Raw genomic sequence first — 15275 nt, 5'->3', positions numbered from 1 at the left:
CCGCAACGCCGGCGAGGACGAGACACAGGGACTGGGAATCACCCAGTACGACCGGCAGGCCTTTACCGAGACGATCGGCGGTGCCGTCGCCGGCCTCGAGGACGAGCCCGATCCCGACGCGGTCGCGATTCAGGCCCCCGACGGGAAACTCCCCTACCGCGCCGCGGGCGCGGCCGGCGTCGGGACCGAGGAGATCCGGGCCGCTGCGACGGTCCACGAACTGGGCGACCTCGGCGCTGCGAGCGTCCCCGTCTCGCTGGCGACCGCACTCGCGGACGGCTACGAATCCGTTCTCGCCGTCTCCCAGGGCAGTGGCGCGGGCGCGGACGCCTTCGTTGTCGAGGCCGACGGCGAGGTGCCGGCCGTCACCGCGCTCGAAGGATCGGATCCGCTTTCCTACGCCGAATACCTGCGCCAGCGCGGCGTCGTGACCACTGGCCCCCCCTCGGGCGGCGGTGCCTACGTCAGCGTCCCCTCCTGGCGGCGCTCGCTCCCCCAACGCTACCGGCTCGAGGCGGGTCGCTGTTCGGAGTGCGGTGCGCTTTCCTTCCCGCCGGACGGTGCCTGTGACGACTGCGGCGCGCTCGCCGACTACGACCCCGTCGAACTCGCGGACGAGGGGACGATCGAGGCCGTCACGACCATCTCCCAGGGCGGCGCGCCACCGGAGTTCGCCGAACAGCAGGCTCAGTCGGGCGACTACGCGGCCGCGATCGTCGCGCTCGAGACCGATAGCGGCGACGAGACGGTCAGTGCCCCGGCGATGGGCACCGATGCGGACCCTGCCGACTTCGCGGTCGGCGATCGGATCGAGGCGACAATCCGCCGGATTTACACGCAGGAAGGCGTCACTCGCTACGGCTTCAAGATGCGGCCCGCAGACGAGTAGCACGCTTCTACCCCGTCACTGAACCCGATTTTGGCCGGTTTTATTTCTTTGGCAGTCCGGTGGAGTCGTGTTTAGCTTGTCGCACTGTGCCAGACGAAGGAGGGTTGAAGCCACGATTCAGCTGTTGACGGTTTTGCATGGCTAAAGTAGTTTGAGAGCGTAGAAGTATGCATTCCAATATTAACATGTACATATGGAATAGTGTTTCGATCAGCCTGTTTTTCATATCGAAATCGGAACCCAGATCGACGGAGTACAGTCTGGATATAGTTTACTCCATCGACGAAAAACACGGCGTTCTCAACATATTATTTCACTACAGAGGATATAAAAACAGCACTTCAAAGTAAGTAATAATTGTCGAAAAAGCCAGACATAGAGAAATACGTTTGATTTGGGATAGACGGCAGTATACGGCTAGTACTGTTGATCATTGATCCGAATCACCCGTCTCGTCGAACACAACGAGATCAAAGGCACTGTCTGGTTTAGCACCTCCGCAGCTGGCGTCCGTCCATCGAGTGCCTGATGGGGTCGCTGGTGGTCGTAGTAGTGCATGAACTGTGCAAGAAATTCGCGGACGTTCGCCCGACTGCCAACCCACGAATTATGGAAGCGGTCGACCCGCATCTTGAGCGTGTGAAACCACTTTTCGATCAGGTTTCGCTCCACGTAGTTCACCCGACCGCTCAGCCCAAATCGGGCAATGGAAGTCCGATAGCCGTACTGATCGACGAGAAACACCGCCTCCGAACAGTCGTGTTTTTCCGTGAGTCCGTGCAGGAACGCAACCGCCGGATCGGTGCCAGGTCGACCAAACAATGCGACGTTGAGTATCATCTTCGTGTCGACGTCGATTGCAGCGTACAGCCAAGACTGCTCGCCGTTGATTGTGACAGCGGTCTCGTTGACGGCGACCCGCGACGACTTCGCCGTCCGCAGAACGCTCCACGTTCTGATGGGCCGCACGAGAGCAACGCTCTCGTGGACGTCGGCGGGTCGCGTCCGCTGTCAGCCAGCCGATGCACCCAGTTCCAGACCGCTCCGTGAGAGCGTTCAACGCCTAATTCTGCCAGCACCGTTGTTGTTTCTCTGACGGAACAACCGGTCTGATGGAGGCGGACGGCGAACGCCCTGACGGGCGTCGCCGTCCGTTCGTTCTCCCAAACTTCGTCTAAATCCGCGTCGTAGCTCTCGCTGAGCAGGTCTGCGAGCATCTAACCAGTTCACTCAACGGCCTGCTCGTTCCTCAAACTGGCTCAACTAGACAGTGCCAGCCGGCCGGAAGAGTCGGAACGGCAAGAATTATGACCGAACGGGGTGATGTCAGATTGTATGCCCGACCAGCGGTTGAACTACGTTCGCGGCGAGTGGTGCGAATCGCACACTGGGGAAACCTTCGAAACGACCGATCCCGCGACTCCCGGGGACGTCGTCGCGACCTATCCGGAGTCCGACGCCGAGGACACCGAGCGAGCGATCGACGCGGCGCACGAGGCGAGCGGCGAGTGGGGGGCGACGCCCGGCCCCGAGCGGGGTCGGATCCTCGCGAAGACCGGCTCGCTCCTCGCCGAGCGCAAGGACGAACTGACCGAACTGCTCGTCCGGGAGGAAGGCAAGACCCGGAGCGAGGCCGGCGGCGAGGTACAGCGGGCCGTCGACATCTTCCGCTACTACGGCTCGAAGGCCAGCGACATCGGCGGCACGATCAAGAGTCCGAGCGCGCGTGACACGAATCTCTACACGAAAACCGAGCCGCTGGGCGTCGCGGGCCTGATCACCCCGTGGAACTATCCCATCGCCATTCCGGCCTGGAAGATCGCACCGGCGCTGGCCGCGGGCAACGCGGTCGTCATCAAGCCCGCCACGCTCGCGCCCGGCGTCGTCCACGAGATGGCGAGCGCGCTCGAGGAAGCTGGCCTTCCGGACGGCGTCATCAACGTCGTCACCGGGCCCGGCAGCGAAGTCGGCGGGACCATCGCGAGCCACGAGGACATCGACGCCGTCTCCTTCACCGGCAGCACGACGGTCGGGAACACCGTCTACGACACCGCGACGGAAGACGGCAAGCGCGTCCAGCTCGAAATGGGCGGGAAGAATCCAACCGTTGTCAGCGACACGGCGGACATCGATAAAGCCGCCACAATCGTCGCTGGCGGCGCGTTCGGCGTCACCGGTCAGGCCTGTACGGCCACTTCCCGCGCGATCGTCCACGAGGACGTCTACGACGAATTCGTCGATGCCGTCGTTGACCGCGCCGCCGCGATCGAGCACGGCCACGGACTCGACGACCCCGGTATGGGTCCCCACGTCAGCGAATCCGAACTCGAGAGCACGCTCGAGTACGTCGATATCGCACGGGACGAGGGCGCGACCCTCGAGTACGGCGGCTCGGCGCTCGACCGCGAGGGCTACTTCGTCGAGCCGGCGGTCTTCTCGGGCGTCGACTCCGAGATGCGCATCGCTCAGGAGGAAGTCTTCGGCCCGGTGCTCGCAGTTATTCCAGTCGGCGACTTCGACGAGGCGCTGGCCGTCGCCAACGACGTCGACTATGGGCTCTCGGCGAGCGTCGTCACCGACGACCACACCGAGGCCAACCGCTTCGCCGAGGAGATCGAAGCCGGCGTCGTGAAGATCAACGAGAAGACGACCGGCGTCGAACTCCACGTCCCCTTCGGCGGCGTGAAGGACTCCTCGAGTGAAACCTACCGCGAGCAGGGCGACGCGGGCCTCGACTTCTACAGCATCAGCAAGACGGTCTACGACAACTATTGACGAGCGGACGACTCGCTCGACAGTGATCGGCACCGGTACCGTTTTTTCGGTGACGGCGGCCGACGGCGTCGTCCGCGTGTTCAAAGAGCGAGAGCGCGTTATTTACTACCGAACGGATCGTGCGACGATCCCACATTCCCGACGGAGAAATTACAAGGATACGCCTGTAAGCTCGGGATCGGATCCGACACCCGTTCTGCCGGAACTCGGACCGCTCACGGGCTCGATCCGAGCGTTCCGCAGTGAATTGCGCGGGTGACGGCGGCGTCGCCGCCTGTCGATCAACACGGGGTCGTTCAGCAACGATGGGCGCGGCTATCAGCCTCGAGAGACTGCAGACCGGGGCCCCATCCCTCGGGGCCTCCGCTCCGTGGCGGACGGCTCGATCTCGAGCCACGAGGCCTTTGCCGACATCCCCGACGAGCGCGCCTCGTCGCTGCTGGTTTTCGAGGACGACGTCCAGATGATCTCGACCGCGAGCCAGAACGCCCACGAGGACATCCACCTCAAGATCACGGGAACGGAGGGGCGGATCGAACTGCGACCAGCGTTTCACGGGGAGTGTTCGCTCCACCTCTCGCGCGGCGACCTCTCGGTCACGGTCGAACACGACAGCTTCGACGCGGAACACGAGATGGAAGCGGCGATCGATTACTTCGCCGACCGGCTCCTCGGCGACGGCGAGATCGATCCCGACGGCCGACACGGGTTGCGTGACAGGCGGATCATCGAGGCGCTCCACGACTCCGCGGAACGGGGTGAGCCGGTCGAACTCGCGTGACCCACGACGGGCGGCCGTCGAGCGCTACCCTTGCTGTGCGTCGACCGTCGCCACGGCCGCGAGGTTCACGATGTCCTTGACCTCATCGCCACGCTGGAGGACGTGGACCGGTTCGTCCATGCCGACCAGCATCGGGCCGATGGCGTCGGCCCCGCCCAGCCGCTGGAGCAGTTTGTAGCCGATGTTCCCGGCCTCGAGGTTCGGGAAGACCAGCACGTTCGCCGGTTTCTCGAGGGCGGTGAACTCGTACGTGCCGGTGAGCATCTCCTCGACGACGGCGGTATCGGCCTGCATCTCCCCGTCGACGGGGAACTCGACGGTCGGGTCCTCGCGGAGCCGGCGGGCCGCTTCGCGGGGTTTGTGCGTCCCCTCGTTGTCGACGCTGCCGAAGTCCGAGTACGAGAGCAGAGCGGCGCGGGGCTCGACGTCGAACCGGCGGGCCAGCTCGGCGGTGTGACGGGTGACTTCCTCAAGAACGTCCTCGGTAGGGGCCTGATTGACCGTCGCGTCGGCGACGAAGAGCACGCGGTTCTTGAACGTCAGCATGTAGACGCCGGCGGCGTACTCGGCGTCGTCGGCCGTGCCGATCACCTGCAGTGGCGGCCGGAGCGCGGACGGGTAGTGGTTCGTCAGTCCTGTGAGCATCGCGTCGGCGTCGCCGCGGTCGACCATGACGCTCCCGAAGTAGTTGGTGTCGTCGCGGATCATCGACGCCGCCTCGCGGCGCGTGATGCCGTTTCGCTTCCGCCGTTCGTAGAGGTGATCGATGTACGCCTCGTAATCGCCGCTCTCGGGATCGACGACGGTCGGATCGAACTCGAGGCCGAGGTTCGCGACCGTACGCCCCACCTCGTCCGCGTCGCCGATCAGGACTGGCTCCGCGATGCCCCGTTCGACGAGCTGGGACGCCGCTCGCACGATCGTTTCGTCGGTGCCCTCGGCCAGCGCGATGCGCTGCGGATCGGCTTTCGCCTTGTTGAGGACGACGCGCATCATCTCGCGGGACTTGCCGAGGCGTGCCTCGAGTCGTTCGACGTACGTGTCGATATCGCACTCGATGCGGGCCGCACCGGAGTCGATCGCCGCGCGTGCGACCGCGGGAGCGACCTCGAAGAGGACGCGGGCGTCGAGGGGTTTGGGAATAATGTAGTCGGGGCCGAACTGGAGCGGGTGGTCGCCGTAGGCTTTGACCACCGAGTCCGGGACGTCCTGCGTGGCCAGATCGGCCAGCGCCCTCGCCGCGGCGACTTTCATCTCCTCGTTGATCTCGGTGGCGCGGACGTCAAGCGCGCCGCGGAAGATAAACGGGAACCCAAGAACGTTGTTCACCTGGTTCGGGTAGTCGGACCGTCCCGTTGCCATGATGACGGTATCGTCGCGGGCGGCCTTGGCCCTGTCTCTTATACACATCTNGAGATGTGTATAAGAGACAGTCTCCTGACTGACGATGCCGCCGGCCGAGAGGCCGACGAACACGTCGGCATCCCGCATCGCGTCCGCGAGATCGCCTTCGGGGAGCTCTCGAGCGAACTGTCGACTGTACGCGTCCAAGTCTCCGGATTCGGCCCGGTCGGTCGTCAGCAGCCCGTCGATATCACACATGGTGATGTGCTCCCGACGGACGCCAAGCGAGACGTAGAACTCGGCCGTCGCGACCGCGGCTGCGCCCGCGCCGGCGAAAGTGACCTCGATGTCCGCGAGGTCCTTCCCGGAAATCTCGACGGCGTTGAGCAGGGCGGCACCGCTGATGATGGCGGTCCCGTGCTGGTCGTCGTGGAAGACGGGAATCGACAGGCGCTCGCGGAGTCGCTCTTCGATCTCGAAACACTCGGGCGCTGCGATGTCCTCGAGATTGATGCCGCCGAACGTCGGCTCCATCGCGGCGACCGACTCGACGAACGCGTCCGTGTCGTCCAGATCGAGTTCGATATCGAAGACATCGATGTCGGCGAACCGTTTGAACAGCACGCCTTTCCCCTCCATGACTGGCTTGGATGCCTGTGCGCCGATGTCGCCGAGCCCGAGGACCGCCGAGCCGTTGGAGATCACGCCGACGAGGTTGCCCTTCGTCGTGTACTGGTAGGCCTCGCCCGCGTCCGCGTCGATCTCCCGACACGGCGCGGCGACGCCGGGCGAGTACGCAAGCGAGAGGTCCCGTTGCGTGTTCGTCGGCTTCGTCGTCGCGATTTCGAGTTTGCCAGGCGGGTCGGTCCGATGATACTCGAGCGCGTCTTCGTCCATGTGTGGTCGTGTGTCTCCGGCGGACCGACAAAAGAGTACGGCTGTGCTCGTTGGCTGCGCGACCCGGAACGGATGTCTCTCAGAAACGTGATCGGTCCGTACCGCGGCATGGACCGCGCCGCGGTCGAGATACCGACACGATCGGCCGGCGGCGGCGATGTCGTCTTCCAGTCGCGCTTTCGAGACGGCCGTGTGACTAAGTGCACGTGAGTGATCATATCAAACGGACGACGGCAGTCATCGTCTCCTCCAACTCGATGCTCACGAGCCGCGTCACGGGTCGAAGATACTGACCGCGATCACCGGTCCGCCGAGACGACGTAGCGGAGCGTCTGAACGGAAACTCGACACTCCGCCCGTTACGTTTACAGCCATAGATCAGTAACTGGCCCCGTCACCGGTCGGCCGCAATCGCCCTCCTTGCCATCCGAATCGGGTCTGTAACTCATCGGATCAAAACGCACCCGTGGCGGTAACTCCAATCCGATAGTTCGAACGGCATCGATACCGCGGACGGAGCACTGAACGCCCCTTCGGTCGCCCATAGGACGGATATAACAGACGGAAATATATGAGCTCAATGACAGCCAGCGCTCCTCCATCCATACCGATCGTTACAGTATCGGTTCGGTTTGCTGGCGTTCAAGCACCCCAAATGAACTTCAAGGTCCCCTGACGGTAATCACAACATTTGTACGACGGGCATCAGTGACATTGGGTATGACAGACGACTCGAGTGGCGGACGTCGAACGAAAGTCGAGCGAGTGATGGATCGGTACGATCTCGAGGAGTGGGGGGAGCGATTGGAGGCCGAGTGGGTCGGTGACGGAACCGAGCGGACGAGTCTGCGCGACCTCGCGACCGAGTTCAATCAGGCCGTGCTCCGGGCGGCCGTGCGCGATGCGGGCTCGTCCGTCCTCGATACGGATATCGGCTCGCTCTATCGAACGCTGACGAACGACGACGTGTCGCGGTCCGACGCGGTTCGAAAACGACGCGAACTCGAGCGATCGGGGGTCGATATGGACGACGTTCAGTCCGATTTCGTGACTCACCAGACGATCTATACGTATCTCACGAACGTTCGGGACGCCTCCCTTCCGGAGGAAGACACCGAGGATCGCATCGAACGGAAGAAAGAGACCGTCCAGCGTCTCGCCGGCCGGACGCAGGTCATCACGGAATCGACGCTCGAGGAACTCGGGAATGCCGGCGAGATCACGGACCGGGAATACGAGGTGTTCGTCGACGTGCGGACGATCTGTGGAAACTGCGGTGCCGACTACCCGATCGCGGACTTGCTCGATCAGGGCGGCTGTGACTGTGACGGGTCCGATGCCGTGTGAGTCCGTCGCGGAATAACGGCCGTAACCAAATAGCATTTAGTTCAGCGGCGAGAAAAGGCAGTCGTGTCATCTCCAGAGTCAGTCACCTCGTCGATCACCGTCGCGGCCGAGAACATCGGCGGCATCGACAGTACCGAAGTACGGCTTCAACCCGGCGTGAACGTCCTGACTGGCCGGAACGCGACGAACCGAACGTCGTTCCTCCAGACGATCATGGCGGCGCTGGGCAGTCGTCGATCGTCACTGAAAGGCGACGCGGACGCCGGTCGCGTCGAACTGGCCTTCGACGACGAACAGTACACACGGTTTCTCGAGCGGCGCGACGGCGATGTCGTCTTCGACGGCGAGCCGTACCTCGACGATCCGGAACTCGCCGATCTGTTCGCCTTCCTGCTCGAGTCCAACGAGGCGCGTCGTGCCGTCAGGCGGGGCGCCGATCTCCGCGACCTCATCATGCAACCGATCGATACCGACGAGATCGAAGCGGAGATCAACACGCTCGAGGCCGAAAAGCGCGACCTCGACGAGCGCCTCGAGCAACTCGCCCAACTCGATAGCGAACTCCCCGCCCTCGAAGCCGACCGCGCCACGCTCGAGGACGAGATCGAGACGACGAGCGAGCGGATCGACGACCTCGAGGCCGACCTCGACGCGTTCGACCTCGATATCGAGGCGAGTCGGGAGCGAAAGGACGAGATCGAATCCGCGTTCGCCGACCTGCAGGACGCGCGAACCGAACTCGAGTCGATCGAGTACGACCTCGAGACAGAGCGGGAGAGTTACGCCGAACTCGAACGGGAACGGGATGAACTCGAGGCTGAACTCGAGGCGTTCGACGACAAGGAGGAGTCATCGGACCGGCTCGAGGGGCGGGTTCAGGAGCTTCGCAACCGGAAACGGTCGCTCGACACGACCGTCAGCGAACTCCAGAGTGTGATCCGGTTCAACGAGGAGCGACTCGCTGACGACGGGTTCGACATCGACCTCGACGAGTCCGATGAGGCGGCCACGGGGGATGGCAACGATCTCACCGACCAACTGCTCGTGGATTCGGACGACGTCGTCTGTTGGACGTGTGGCTCTCAGGTCGACCGCGACCGGATCGAATCGACGCTCGAGCGGTTGCGCTCGCTGCGCCAGCGAAAGCTCTCCGAGCGGAGCGACCTCCAAGAGCGGATCGACGACCTCTCAGACCGACAGAAGGAACTCCGGGACCGACGCCGGAAGCGCGGGGAGATCGAAACCCGGCTCGAGGCGATCGAGGGTGATCTCGAGCGGCGCTCCCAGCGTATCGCGGAGCTCGAAGTCGATCTCGAGGAACAGCAGGCACGAATCGCCGATCTCGAGTCAGACGCCGAAACGTTCGAAAACACCGAGTACGGCGACGTCATCGACACGCATCGCGAACTGAACCGACTCGAACTCGAACTCGAGGACCTCGAGGCCGACCGCGACGACGTACAGGAACGGATCGAGGAGATCGAAGGGCAAATCGAGGAACGAAGCGATCTCGAGGACCGCCGCGAGACCGTTGAAGCGGAGCTCACCGACCTCAGAACGCGCGTCGACCGGATCGAAGCGAACGCGGTCGACGCGTTCAACGATCATATGGAATCGATCCTCTCGATTCTGGAGTATCGAAACATCGATCGCATCTGGATCGAACGACGCGAGCAGACGGTCCGGGAAGGGCGGCGGAAGGTCACGCGAACTGCGTTCGAACTCCACATCGTCCGCACGACCGAGGACGGCCGGACCTATGAGGACACCGTCGACCACCTCTCGGAGAGCGAACGCGAGGTCACGGGACTGGTCTTTGCGCTCGCCGGCTATCTGGTCCACGACGTCCACGAAATCGTGCCGTTCATGCTGTTGGACTCGCTCGAGGCGATCGACTCGAACCGGATCGCCGATCTCGTCGAATACTTCGAGGAGTACGTCGACTGTCTGGTCGTCGCCTTGCTTCGCGAGGACGCCGAGGCGCTGTCGGAGTCGTATACGTACGTCGAAGAGATTTAACGCTCACAGTCAGTGGTCTCCCAACGCAGTCTCGCTGTGCTCCCGTCGACAGTGGTGCTTCGATCCCATCGATAGGATTCCTGCGGTCCAGTCACCGGTCTCGATCGATCGGACGCGTTCACCGGCCGACTGGCGACAACAGTATACAACATCGATAGATACGTGGAATCATAAGAGCCAAAATATGTGATGCGGAGATCGGGTTCCCGAACGGACGACAGTTCACAGTGACCCCTGTCCTCGATCAGACTGCCAGATTTGCCGCGTATGGGCTCGAATAAGCCAGCTCTTCGACTATTATAAGAGATCCGATCATTTGATGAGGCCGGTGGGCCGAGATCGTCGAACCGAGACGAATATCGCATACAGAGCGAGTAGATGGCTGGTACAGCCGAACGGGAGCTGACACGGCGAACGGGACCCGTCTCGGTGTCGGCAAAGATATGTCTGTCTCTAGTGATAGATAGAAAGGTGATTGTTCGGTCGTACTATCGCCTCGTTTCCGGGAAACGGACGGCATCGCTCTCTCTCTCTCGCTCGAGCACTCGACGCTGATCATGGGGCCCGACGCCGAGGTAAGGTGTACCGAGGAGACTGCTACCATTGGATCGGTCGGACGCTCGCGGACCCGATTTGACCGGGGAAACAGGGGTCAGCGACACCGAGCCCGAACCGGACCGCCGCTGGGTGACCCATCGGGACCGTATTGCTCCAGCGACTGGGGATCGTTCCCGAAACGATCGGCGAAACGGCGCTGTGTCGTTCAAGAGCCTCGTCGAGACCCGCGAGATTCCGTTCCTCGAGACCAACCCGTCCGACGCGGCAGCGGCGACCTGCCCTAACTGCGCTCGGGTCCCGATGGCGCCTCAGTCACCGGGCGTGGACTCGGGCCGATAGCCGCGACTGATGACCTTCCAGTGGCCGGCGGCGAACCGGTGGTACGTGACGACCGCCGGAACGAGCGTCTCGAGGAGCAGCGCCGCGTAGAGCGCGCCGATCCCGAGCGGCGTGACGGCTCCGACGGGACCGAGGGGAATCGAGACGGCCCCGAGAGCGGCGACGGGAAGCGCGAAGACGTAGAGCCCGAGTACCTGGCCGTAGAACGGCCAGCGGGTATCCCCGCTCGCGCGGAGTGGCCCGGTCGCGCCGCCGCTGACGCCGCGGAAGACGACGCTCACGCAGGCCACGACGATGAAGGTCGTCACCAGCGGCAGGATCGACGGATCGTCGACGAACAGCCGGCCGACCTGTTCGGCGACGACGAGGACGGCGGCCGCGCTGCAGAGATAGACGGCGGTGCCGAACCAGAGCACCTCTCGGCCGTACGTGTCGGCGTCGCTCTCGTCACCGGTGCCGAGTTCCTGACCGACGAGACTGCTCGAGGCCAGGGAGAAGCCCCAGCCCGGCGTATCCATCAGATCCCGGACGCGGCGTGCGACGACGTAGGCGGCCACCACGTTCGGGCCGAACAGTGCGACGATAGCGAGCATCGGGAACTGTGCGGCCCGCCTGGCGACGTTCGTAAACACGAGCGGGGTCCCGATGTCGATCACGTTCCGGATATCCGCGAGGGACGTATACGGCCGCGAACGGTCGATCGTCACGGGGAACGCCCCGATCACGGGGAGCCGGCCGACGGTGAACCCGGTGACGAACGCCGCCAGCACGAGGACGTTCGCCAGCACCGTCCCGATCGCCGCGCCGACGACGCCCCACTCGAGGACGAACAGCAAGACGGCGTTGATAGCGACGTTGGCGATCGCGCCGCCAGCGCGGACGATCATGGGAGTCCACGCGTCGTCGGCACCGACGAGCGTCCGACTGGCGATCAGGTTGACCGCGGCGAAGGGGACGCCGAGGGCGAGGACCCGGAGATAGGCAGCGCCGTAGGCGATCGATGCTGCGTCGTTCCCGACGAGTCCGATCAGTCGCTCGGGAACGGTCCAGTAGAGGACGGCGAGCGGAACGGTGATGACGGTGACGACGAGTGCGCTGGTCGTCACCGCAAGCGACAACTGCTCGGTCGCTCGCGCGCTGTAGCGCTGCGAGACGAGGCTGATCGTCGCCCCGGCGACCCCGCCGCCGACGGCGAACGCGATCGACCAGAACGGGGTCGCGAAGCCGACGCCGGCGATCGCCGCCGGACCCAGGGCGATCCCGACCATCGCCACGTCCGCCGCTGATTTCGACATCCGGGCGATGCCGGTAACGATCCGCGGCCAGGCGAGATCGGTGGTCCGCTCGATGCGCTGGGCGTCGACGATCCCCGCCCGCGCGAGCAGGGACCCGATCGACAGCAGGAGCCACCGGAGCGGATTCGGCACTCGAGAAGCCACGCTAGACGGGACGCGACTCAGCGCTAAAACGTTTTATCTCTCAGCAGTACGTCATGGACGATTCCGCGGAATGGCCGAGGGCTAGCGTGGGTCGGGAACACACCACGCGTACCACCGCGTTGGGACACGAACGAGTGGGGCCGGCACCCGAGGCGCACGGACGGTGCGATCCCAGCGGTCCGCTTCGGGGACGCGGCCGATCGACTCTCCCGTCCGCGGATCGATATCGTCTGAGACCTGACGGGTTTATGACCCTCGAGAGCATCGCGTACGGCAAGCGATACGGGGTGCTACGTGATGACTCACGACGATCGATACAAGCTGTTCGGCGTCTACGTCTCGGAACCGGTTTTCGACGCGCTCGAGGCGTTCCTGTACGAATCGGCCGGCGTCGTCGACTACGAGGGCTACTTCGATCCGTCCGATACCGGCGTTCCAGTGGGCGATCCGAGTGCTGACGCGACCGCTCGGCTCGTCTCGGACGTGGTCGCGGAGTTCGCGGCCCTGTACGACGCGGCGGACTTCGCGGCTGCTCGAGCGGTCGATGCCGACGCGTTCACCCTCGCGCATCTCGCCGCCGAGCCACGGACGGTGACGCGGGCCCGCGAGCGCTTTCAGGCCGCGGCCACGATTCAGGAAACCGACAGTCGAACGGTCCACACGGCGATCCTGTCGGCCGCTCTCGAGGACGACCCCACCCTCGAGTGAGAGGGGTGATCGGGGTCGAGAGAGAAACGGAGTTCGGTCTCGACGGACAGCCGTGCCGCCACCTCTCTCGGACCGCCGAACGCCAGTCAGGCCTCCTGTAGATCGACGATACTTACCCAGTGGTCGGCGTACTCGGCCTCGTGATCGCTGGCGTCGCTGTTCGCGGCGGCCCAATCGGTGTACTCGGTCGCAAGGTCACAACTGTCGCACTGGAGCCGGTATGCCATGGTGTGGGCTACCACTCGAGTTGGCTTAAGTTTCACCGGCGGCCGAGCGCGGACCCGTAGCGTGCGCCTCTCGGTGTCGAGAGCCGAGCGCTGTCTCTCGGATCGGCTTCGGCTGTCTCCGCTTGGAACGGAGGGTGACGAGTCCGCGAGCGTTCACGAGAGCTAAAAGCGACTACTACCCAGCCGTGACGTATCAGTTCGGACCGGACGGAACTTATCACCCTGCTCGAGGTACGGCAGGATCATGTTCGGGCGTAGAACACACAGCGGTCGAGCGATCGGAGGGTGGCCGTAGATGTGTACGCGATTGGTGTATCTCGGACCCGAAGACATCGTCCTCACCGGCCGGTCGATGGACTGGCACAGCGAGATCGGGACCAACATCTGGGTCTTCCCACGCGGACTGGAGCGAACGGGCAACGTCGGTCCGGCCTCGATGGAGTGGACCGCCGAGTACGGCAGTGTCATCGCCTCCGCGTACGATCTCGCGACGACCGACGGGATGAACGAGGCGGGACTGGTTGCGAACGTCCTGTGGCTCACCGAATCCGAGTATCCGGAGTGGGACGGCGACACGCCCGGACTCTCGATCTCGCTGTGGGCGCAGTACGTCCTCGACAACTTCGCGACGGTAGCCGAGGCGGTTGAGAATCACCGAACGGAGGACTTCGTCGTCGTGTCCGACGACATCCCCGACGAGGGCCGGTTCGCCACCCTACACCTGTCCATATCGGACGCTACGGGTGACAGCGCCGTCCTCGAGTACGTCGACGGCGAGTTAACGATCCATCACGACCGGACGTATCAGGTGATGACGAACTCCCCGCCGTTCGACCAGCAACTCGCACTCGACGAGTACTGGTCGGAAATCGGTGGCACCGTCATGTTACCGGGAACGAACCGACCGGCCGACCGATTCGCCCGCGCGAGTTTCTACGTGGACGCGATCCCGCAGACACGAAACCGCCGGACCGCAACGGCGAGCGTCTTCGGTGCGATCCGCAACGTCTCCGTGCCGTACGGGATCAGCACGCCGGACGAACCACACATCTCCTCGACGCGCTGGCGGACGGTCGCCGATCATCGAGACCGGCGTTACTACTTCGAGTCGGCGCTCTCGCCGAACGTCTTCTGGCTGGACCTCGAGGGAATCGACTTCGCCGCCGCTGCCGGGACTCGATCGCTGTCGCTCGGTGCGAATCAGACGAACGTCTTCGCTGGCGATGTCGCCAGCGAACTCGTCGAGACTGAGCCGTTCGAGTTTCTCGGCGTCTCCGCTCCATCGAGTTGAGCTGACCTGCGTTCCGCAGGCACCGATACGACCACGGCGGCGGTCACGAAGGATGGCCAGTAATGAGCTCCCGTTCGGAGGGTATCGGCGCCGTCTCGGAACGACAGCCGCTCGAAAGGTGCCACGTGGCGAGTAAACGACAGCGAGCAGCCGGTTCGGTGCCGGCTCCGGACCGATCCCGCATCTCTCGCGGCCAGTGAAGGTACCAGCTATCGGATACGATCGACGCTCTCAAATAGGTGGCGCTCACTACTCCGACGTATGAGTCGGACACGACCAGCGGATAGTTCGTCGGTGTTAGTCGAGCGAACGGCCGGGCTGTCGGCGGCCCTTGGCGCGTTCGTTATGGTATCGACGGCGGTTTTCACGGTCACGGGAACGATGGGGATACACAACGTTCTCATCGGTGGGTTGACCGCGTTCCTCGCGTCGGTACACGCGTATCGAACCGGTGAGCAGCGGTCGCCGAGTATCGTGCTCGCGGGGATCCTCGCGGTGCTTGGCATCTGGATCGCGGTCGCGCCGACGGTCGCGTTCGGCGTCGAACGGCAACTGGTGCTCGGCATCAACGGCGTCGCGGGAGCGCTCATCGCGGTCCTCTCGCTCGCCGGCGTCTACGGCAGCATCAAGACCTCGAGCACGAACACGACCGCCGCATAAG

10 protein-coding genes and 2 pseudogenes are annotated in these 15275 nt (G+C 64.0%); 8 read left to right on the top strand and 4 right to left on the bottom strand.

Features of this window, described 5'->3' with window-relative positions:
* The coding region (locus C486_RS01935; protein WP_008452424.1) for a zinc ribbon domain-containing protein at positions 1-889 on the top strand (889 nt) is incomplete at its 5' end.
* A 486-nt stretch (positions 890-1375) separates the two neighbouring features.
* On the opposite strand, the pseudogene C486_RS01930 reads toward C486_RS01935, so the two are convergent.
* Positions 1376-2106 (bottom strand): annotated as a pseudogene (locus tag C486_RS01930) (IS6 family transposase); the annotation flags it as partial.
* Positions 2107-2224: 118 nt separating this feature from the next.
* On the opposite strand from C486_RS01930, the gene xacF reads away from it, so the two are divergent.
* Both xacF and C486_RS01915 read left to right on the top strand, forming a co-directional pair.
* Entirely contained in the window at positions 2225-3664 is a 1440-nt protein-coding gene (gene xacF / locus C486_RS01925) for a 2,5-dioxovalerate dehydrogenase (protein ID WP_008452419.1), read from the top strand.
* 385 nt (positions 3665-4049) lie between these two features.
* A pseudogene (locus C486_RS01915) lies at positions 4050-4445 on the top strand (oxidoreductase); the annotation flags it as partial.
* Between the two features lie 24 nt (positions 4446-4469).
* On the opposite strand, the gene C486_RS01910 reads toward C486_RS01915, so the two are convergent.
* On the bottom strand, positions 4470-6686 hold the full coding sequence (locus C486_RS01910) for an NADP-dependent malic enzyme (RefSeq protein WP_008452414.1): 2217 nt from the start codon (positions 6684-6686) through the stop codon (positions 4470-4472).
* A 720-nt stretch (positions 6687-7406) separates the two neighbouring features.
* Here C486_RS01910 and rdfA point away from each other — a divergent pair.
* Both rdfA and C486_RS01895 read left to right on the top strand, forming a co-directional pair.
* Entirely contained in the window at positions 7407-8033 is a 627-nt protein-coding gene (rdfA, locus tag C486_RS01900; RefSeq protein ID WP_008452409.1) for a rod-determining factor RdfA, read from the top strand.
* Positions 8034-8096: 63 nt separating this feature from the next.
* The gene (locus C486_RS01895) at positions 8097-10052 is read left to right on the top strand and encodes an archaea-specific SMC-related protein (protein ID WP_008452408.1); all 1956 of its coding nucleotides are present in this window, start codon (positions 8097-8099) and stop codon (positions 10050-10052) included.
* 866 nt (positions 10053-10918) lie between these two features.
* Here C486_RS01895 and C486_RS01890 read toward each other — a convergent pair.
* Positions 10919-12376 (bottom strand): MATE family efflux transporter, encoded by a 1458-nt coding sequence (locus C486_RS01890; protein WP_008452406.1) that lies wholly within the window; start codon positions 12374-12376, stop codon positions 10919-10921.
* Positions 12377-12685: 309 nt separating this feature from the next.
* Between C486_RS01890 and C486_RS01885 the strand changes: the two genes are divergently transcribed.
* On the top strand, positions 12686-13096 hold the full coding sequence (locus C486_RS01885; protein WP_008452404.1) for a hypothetical protein: 411 nt from the start codon (positions 12686-12688) through the stop codon (positions 13094-13096).
* An 86-nt stretch (positions 13097-13182) separates the two neighbouring features.
* On the opposite strand, the gene C486_RS21485 is transcribed toward C486_RS01885, so the two are convergent.
* Positions 13183-13323, bottom strand: coding sequence for a hypothetical protein (locus tag C486_RS21485; protein ID WP_008452403.1), 141 nt, complete (start codon positions 13321-13323; stop codon positions 13183-13185).
* A gap of 295 nt (positions 13324-13618) precedes the next feature.
* On the opposite strand from C486_RS21485, the gene C486_RS01880 reads away from it, so the two are divergent.
* A complete protein-coding gene (locus C486_RS01880; protein WP_008452401.1) occupies positions 13619-14614 on the top strand; it encodes a linear amide C-N hydrolase in 996 nt (331 codons plus the stop codon).
* A 261-nt stretch (positions 14615-14875) separates the two neighbouring features.
* The gene (locus C486_RS01875; RefSeq protein WP_049910028.1) at positions 14876-15274 is read left to right on the top strand and encodes a hypothetical protein; all 399 of its coding nucleotides are present in this window, start codon (positions 14876-14878) and stop codon (positions 15272-15274) included.
* Position 15275: the final 1 nt, after the last annotated feature.

The sequence above is a fragment of the Natrinema gari JCM 14663 genome, from assembly GCF_000337175.1.
Lineage (GTDB): Archaea > Halobacteriota > Halobacteria > Halobacteriales > Natrialbaceae > Natrinema > Natrinema gari.
The sequence above is the reverse complement of the archived record's forward strand: the minus strand, read 5'-3'. Positions and strand labels throughout refer to the sequence as shown.

Coding starts and splice junctions, on each gene's coding strand:
- rdfA (WP_008452409.1), top strand. CDS start 7,407: ATGACAGACGACTCGAGTGGCGGACGTCGAACGAAAGTCGAGCGAGTG.
- C486_RS01875 (WP_049910028.1), top strand. CDS start 14,876: ATGAGTCGGACACGACCAGCGGATAGTTCGTCGGTGTTAGTCGAGCGA.
- C486_RS21485 (WP_008452403.1), bottom strand. CDS start 13,323: ATGGCATACCGGCTCCAGTGCGACAGTTGTGACCTTGCGACCGAGTAC.
- C486_RS01880 (WP_008452401.1), top strand. CDS start 13,619: ATGTGTACGCGATTGGTGTATCTCGGACCCGAAGACATCGTCCTCACC.
- C486_RS01885 (WP_008452404.1), top strand. CDS start 12,686: ATGACTCACGACGATCGATACAAGCTGTTCGGCGTCTACGTCTCGGAA.
- xacF (WP_008452419.1), top strand. CDS start 2,225: ATGCCCGACCAGCGGTTGAACTACGTTCGCGGCGAGTGGTGCGAATCG.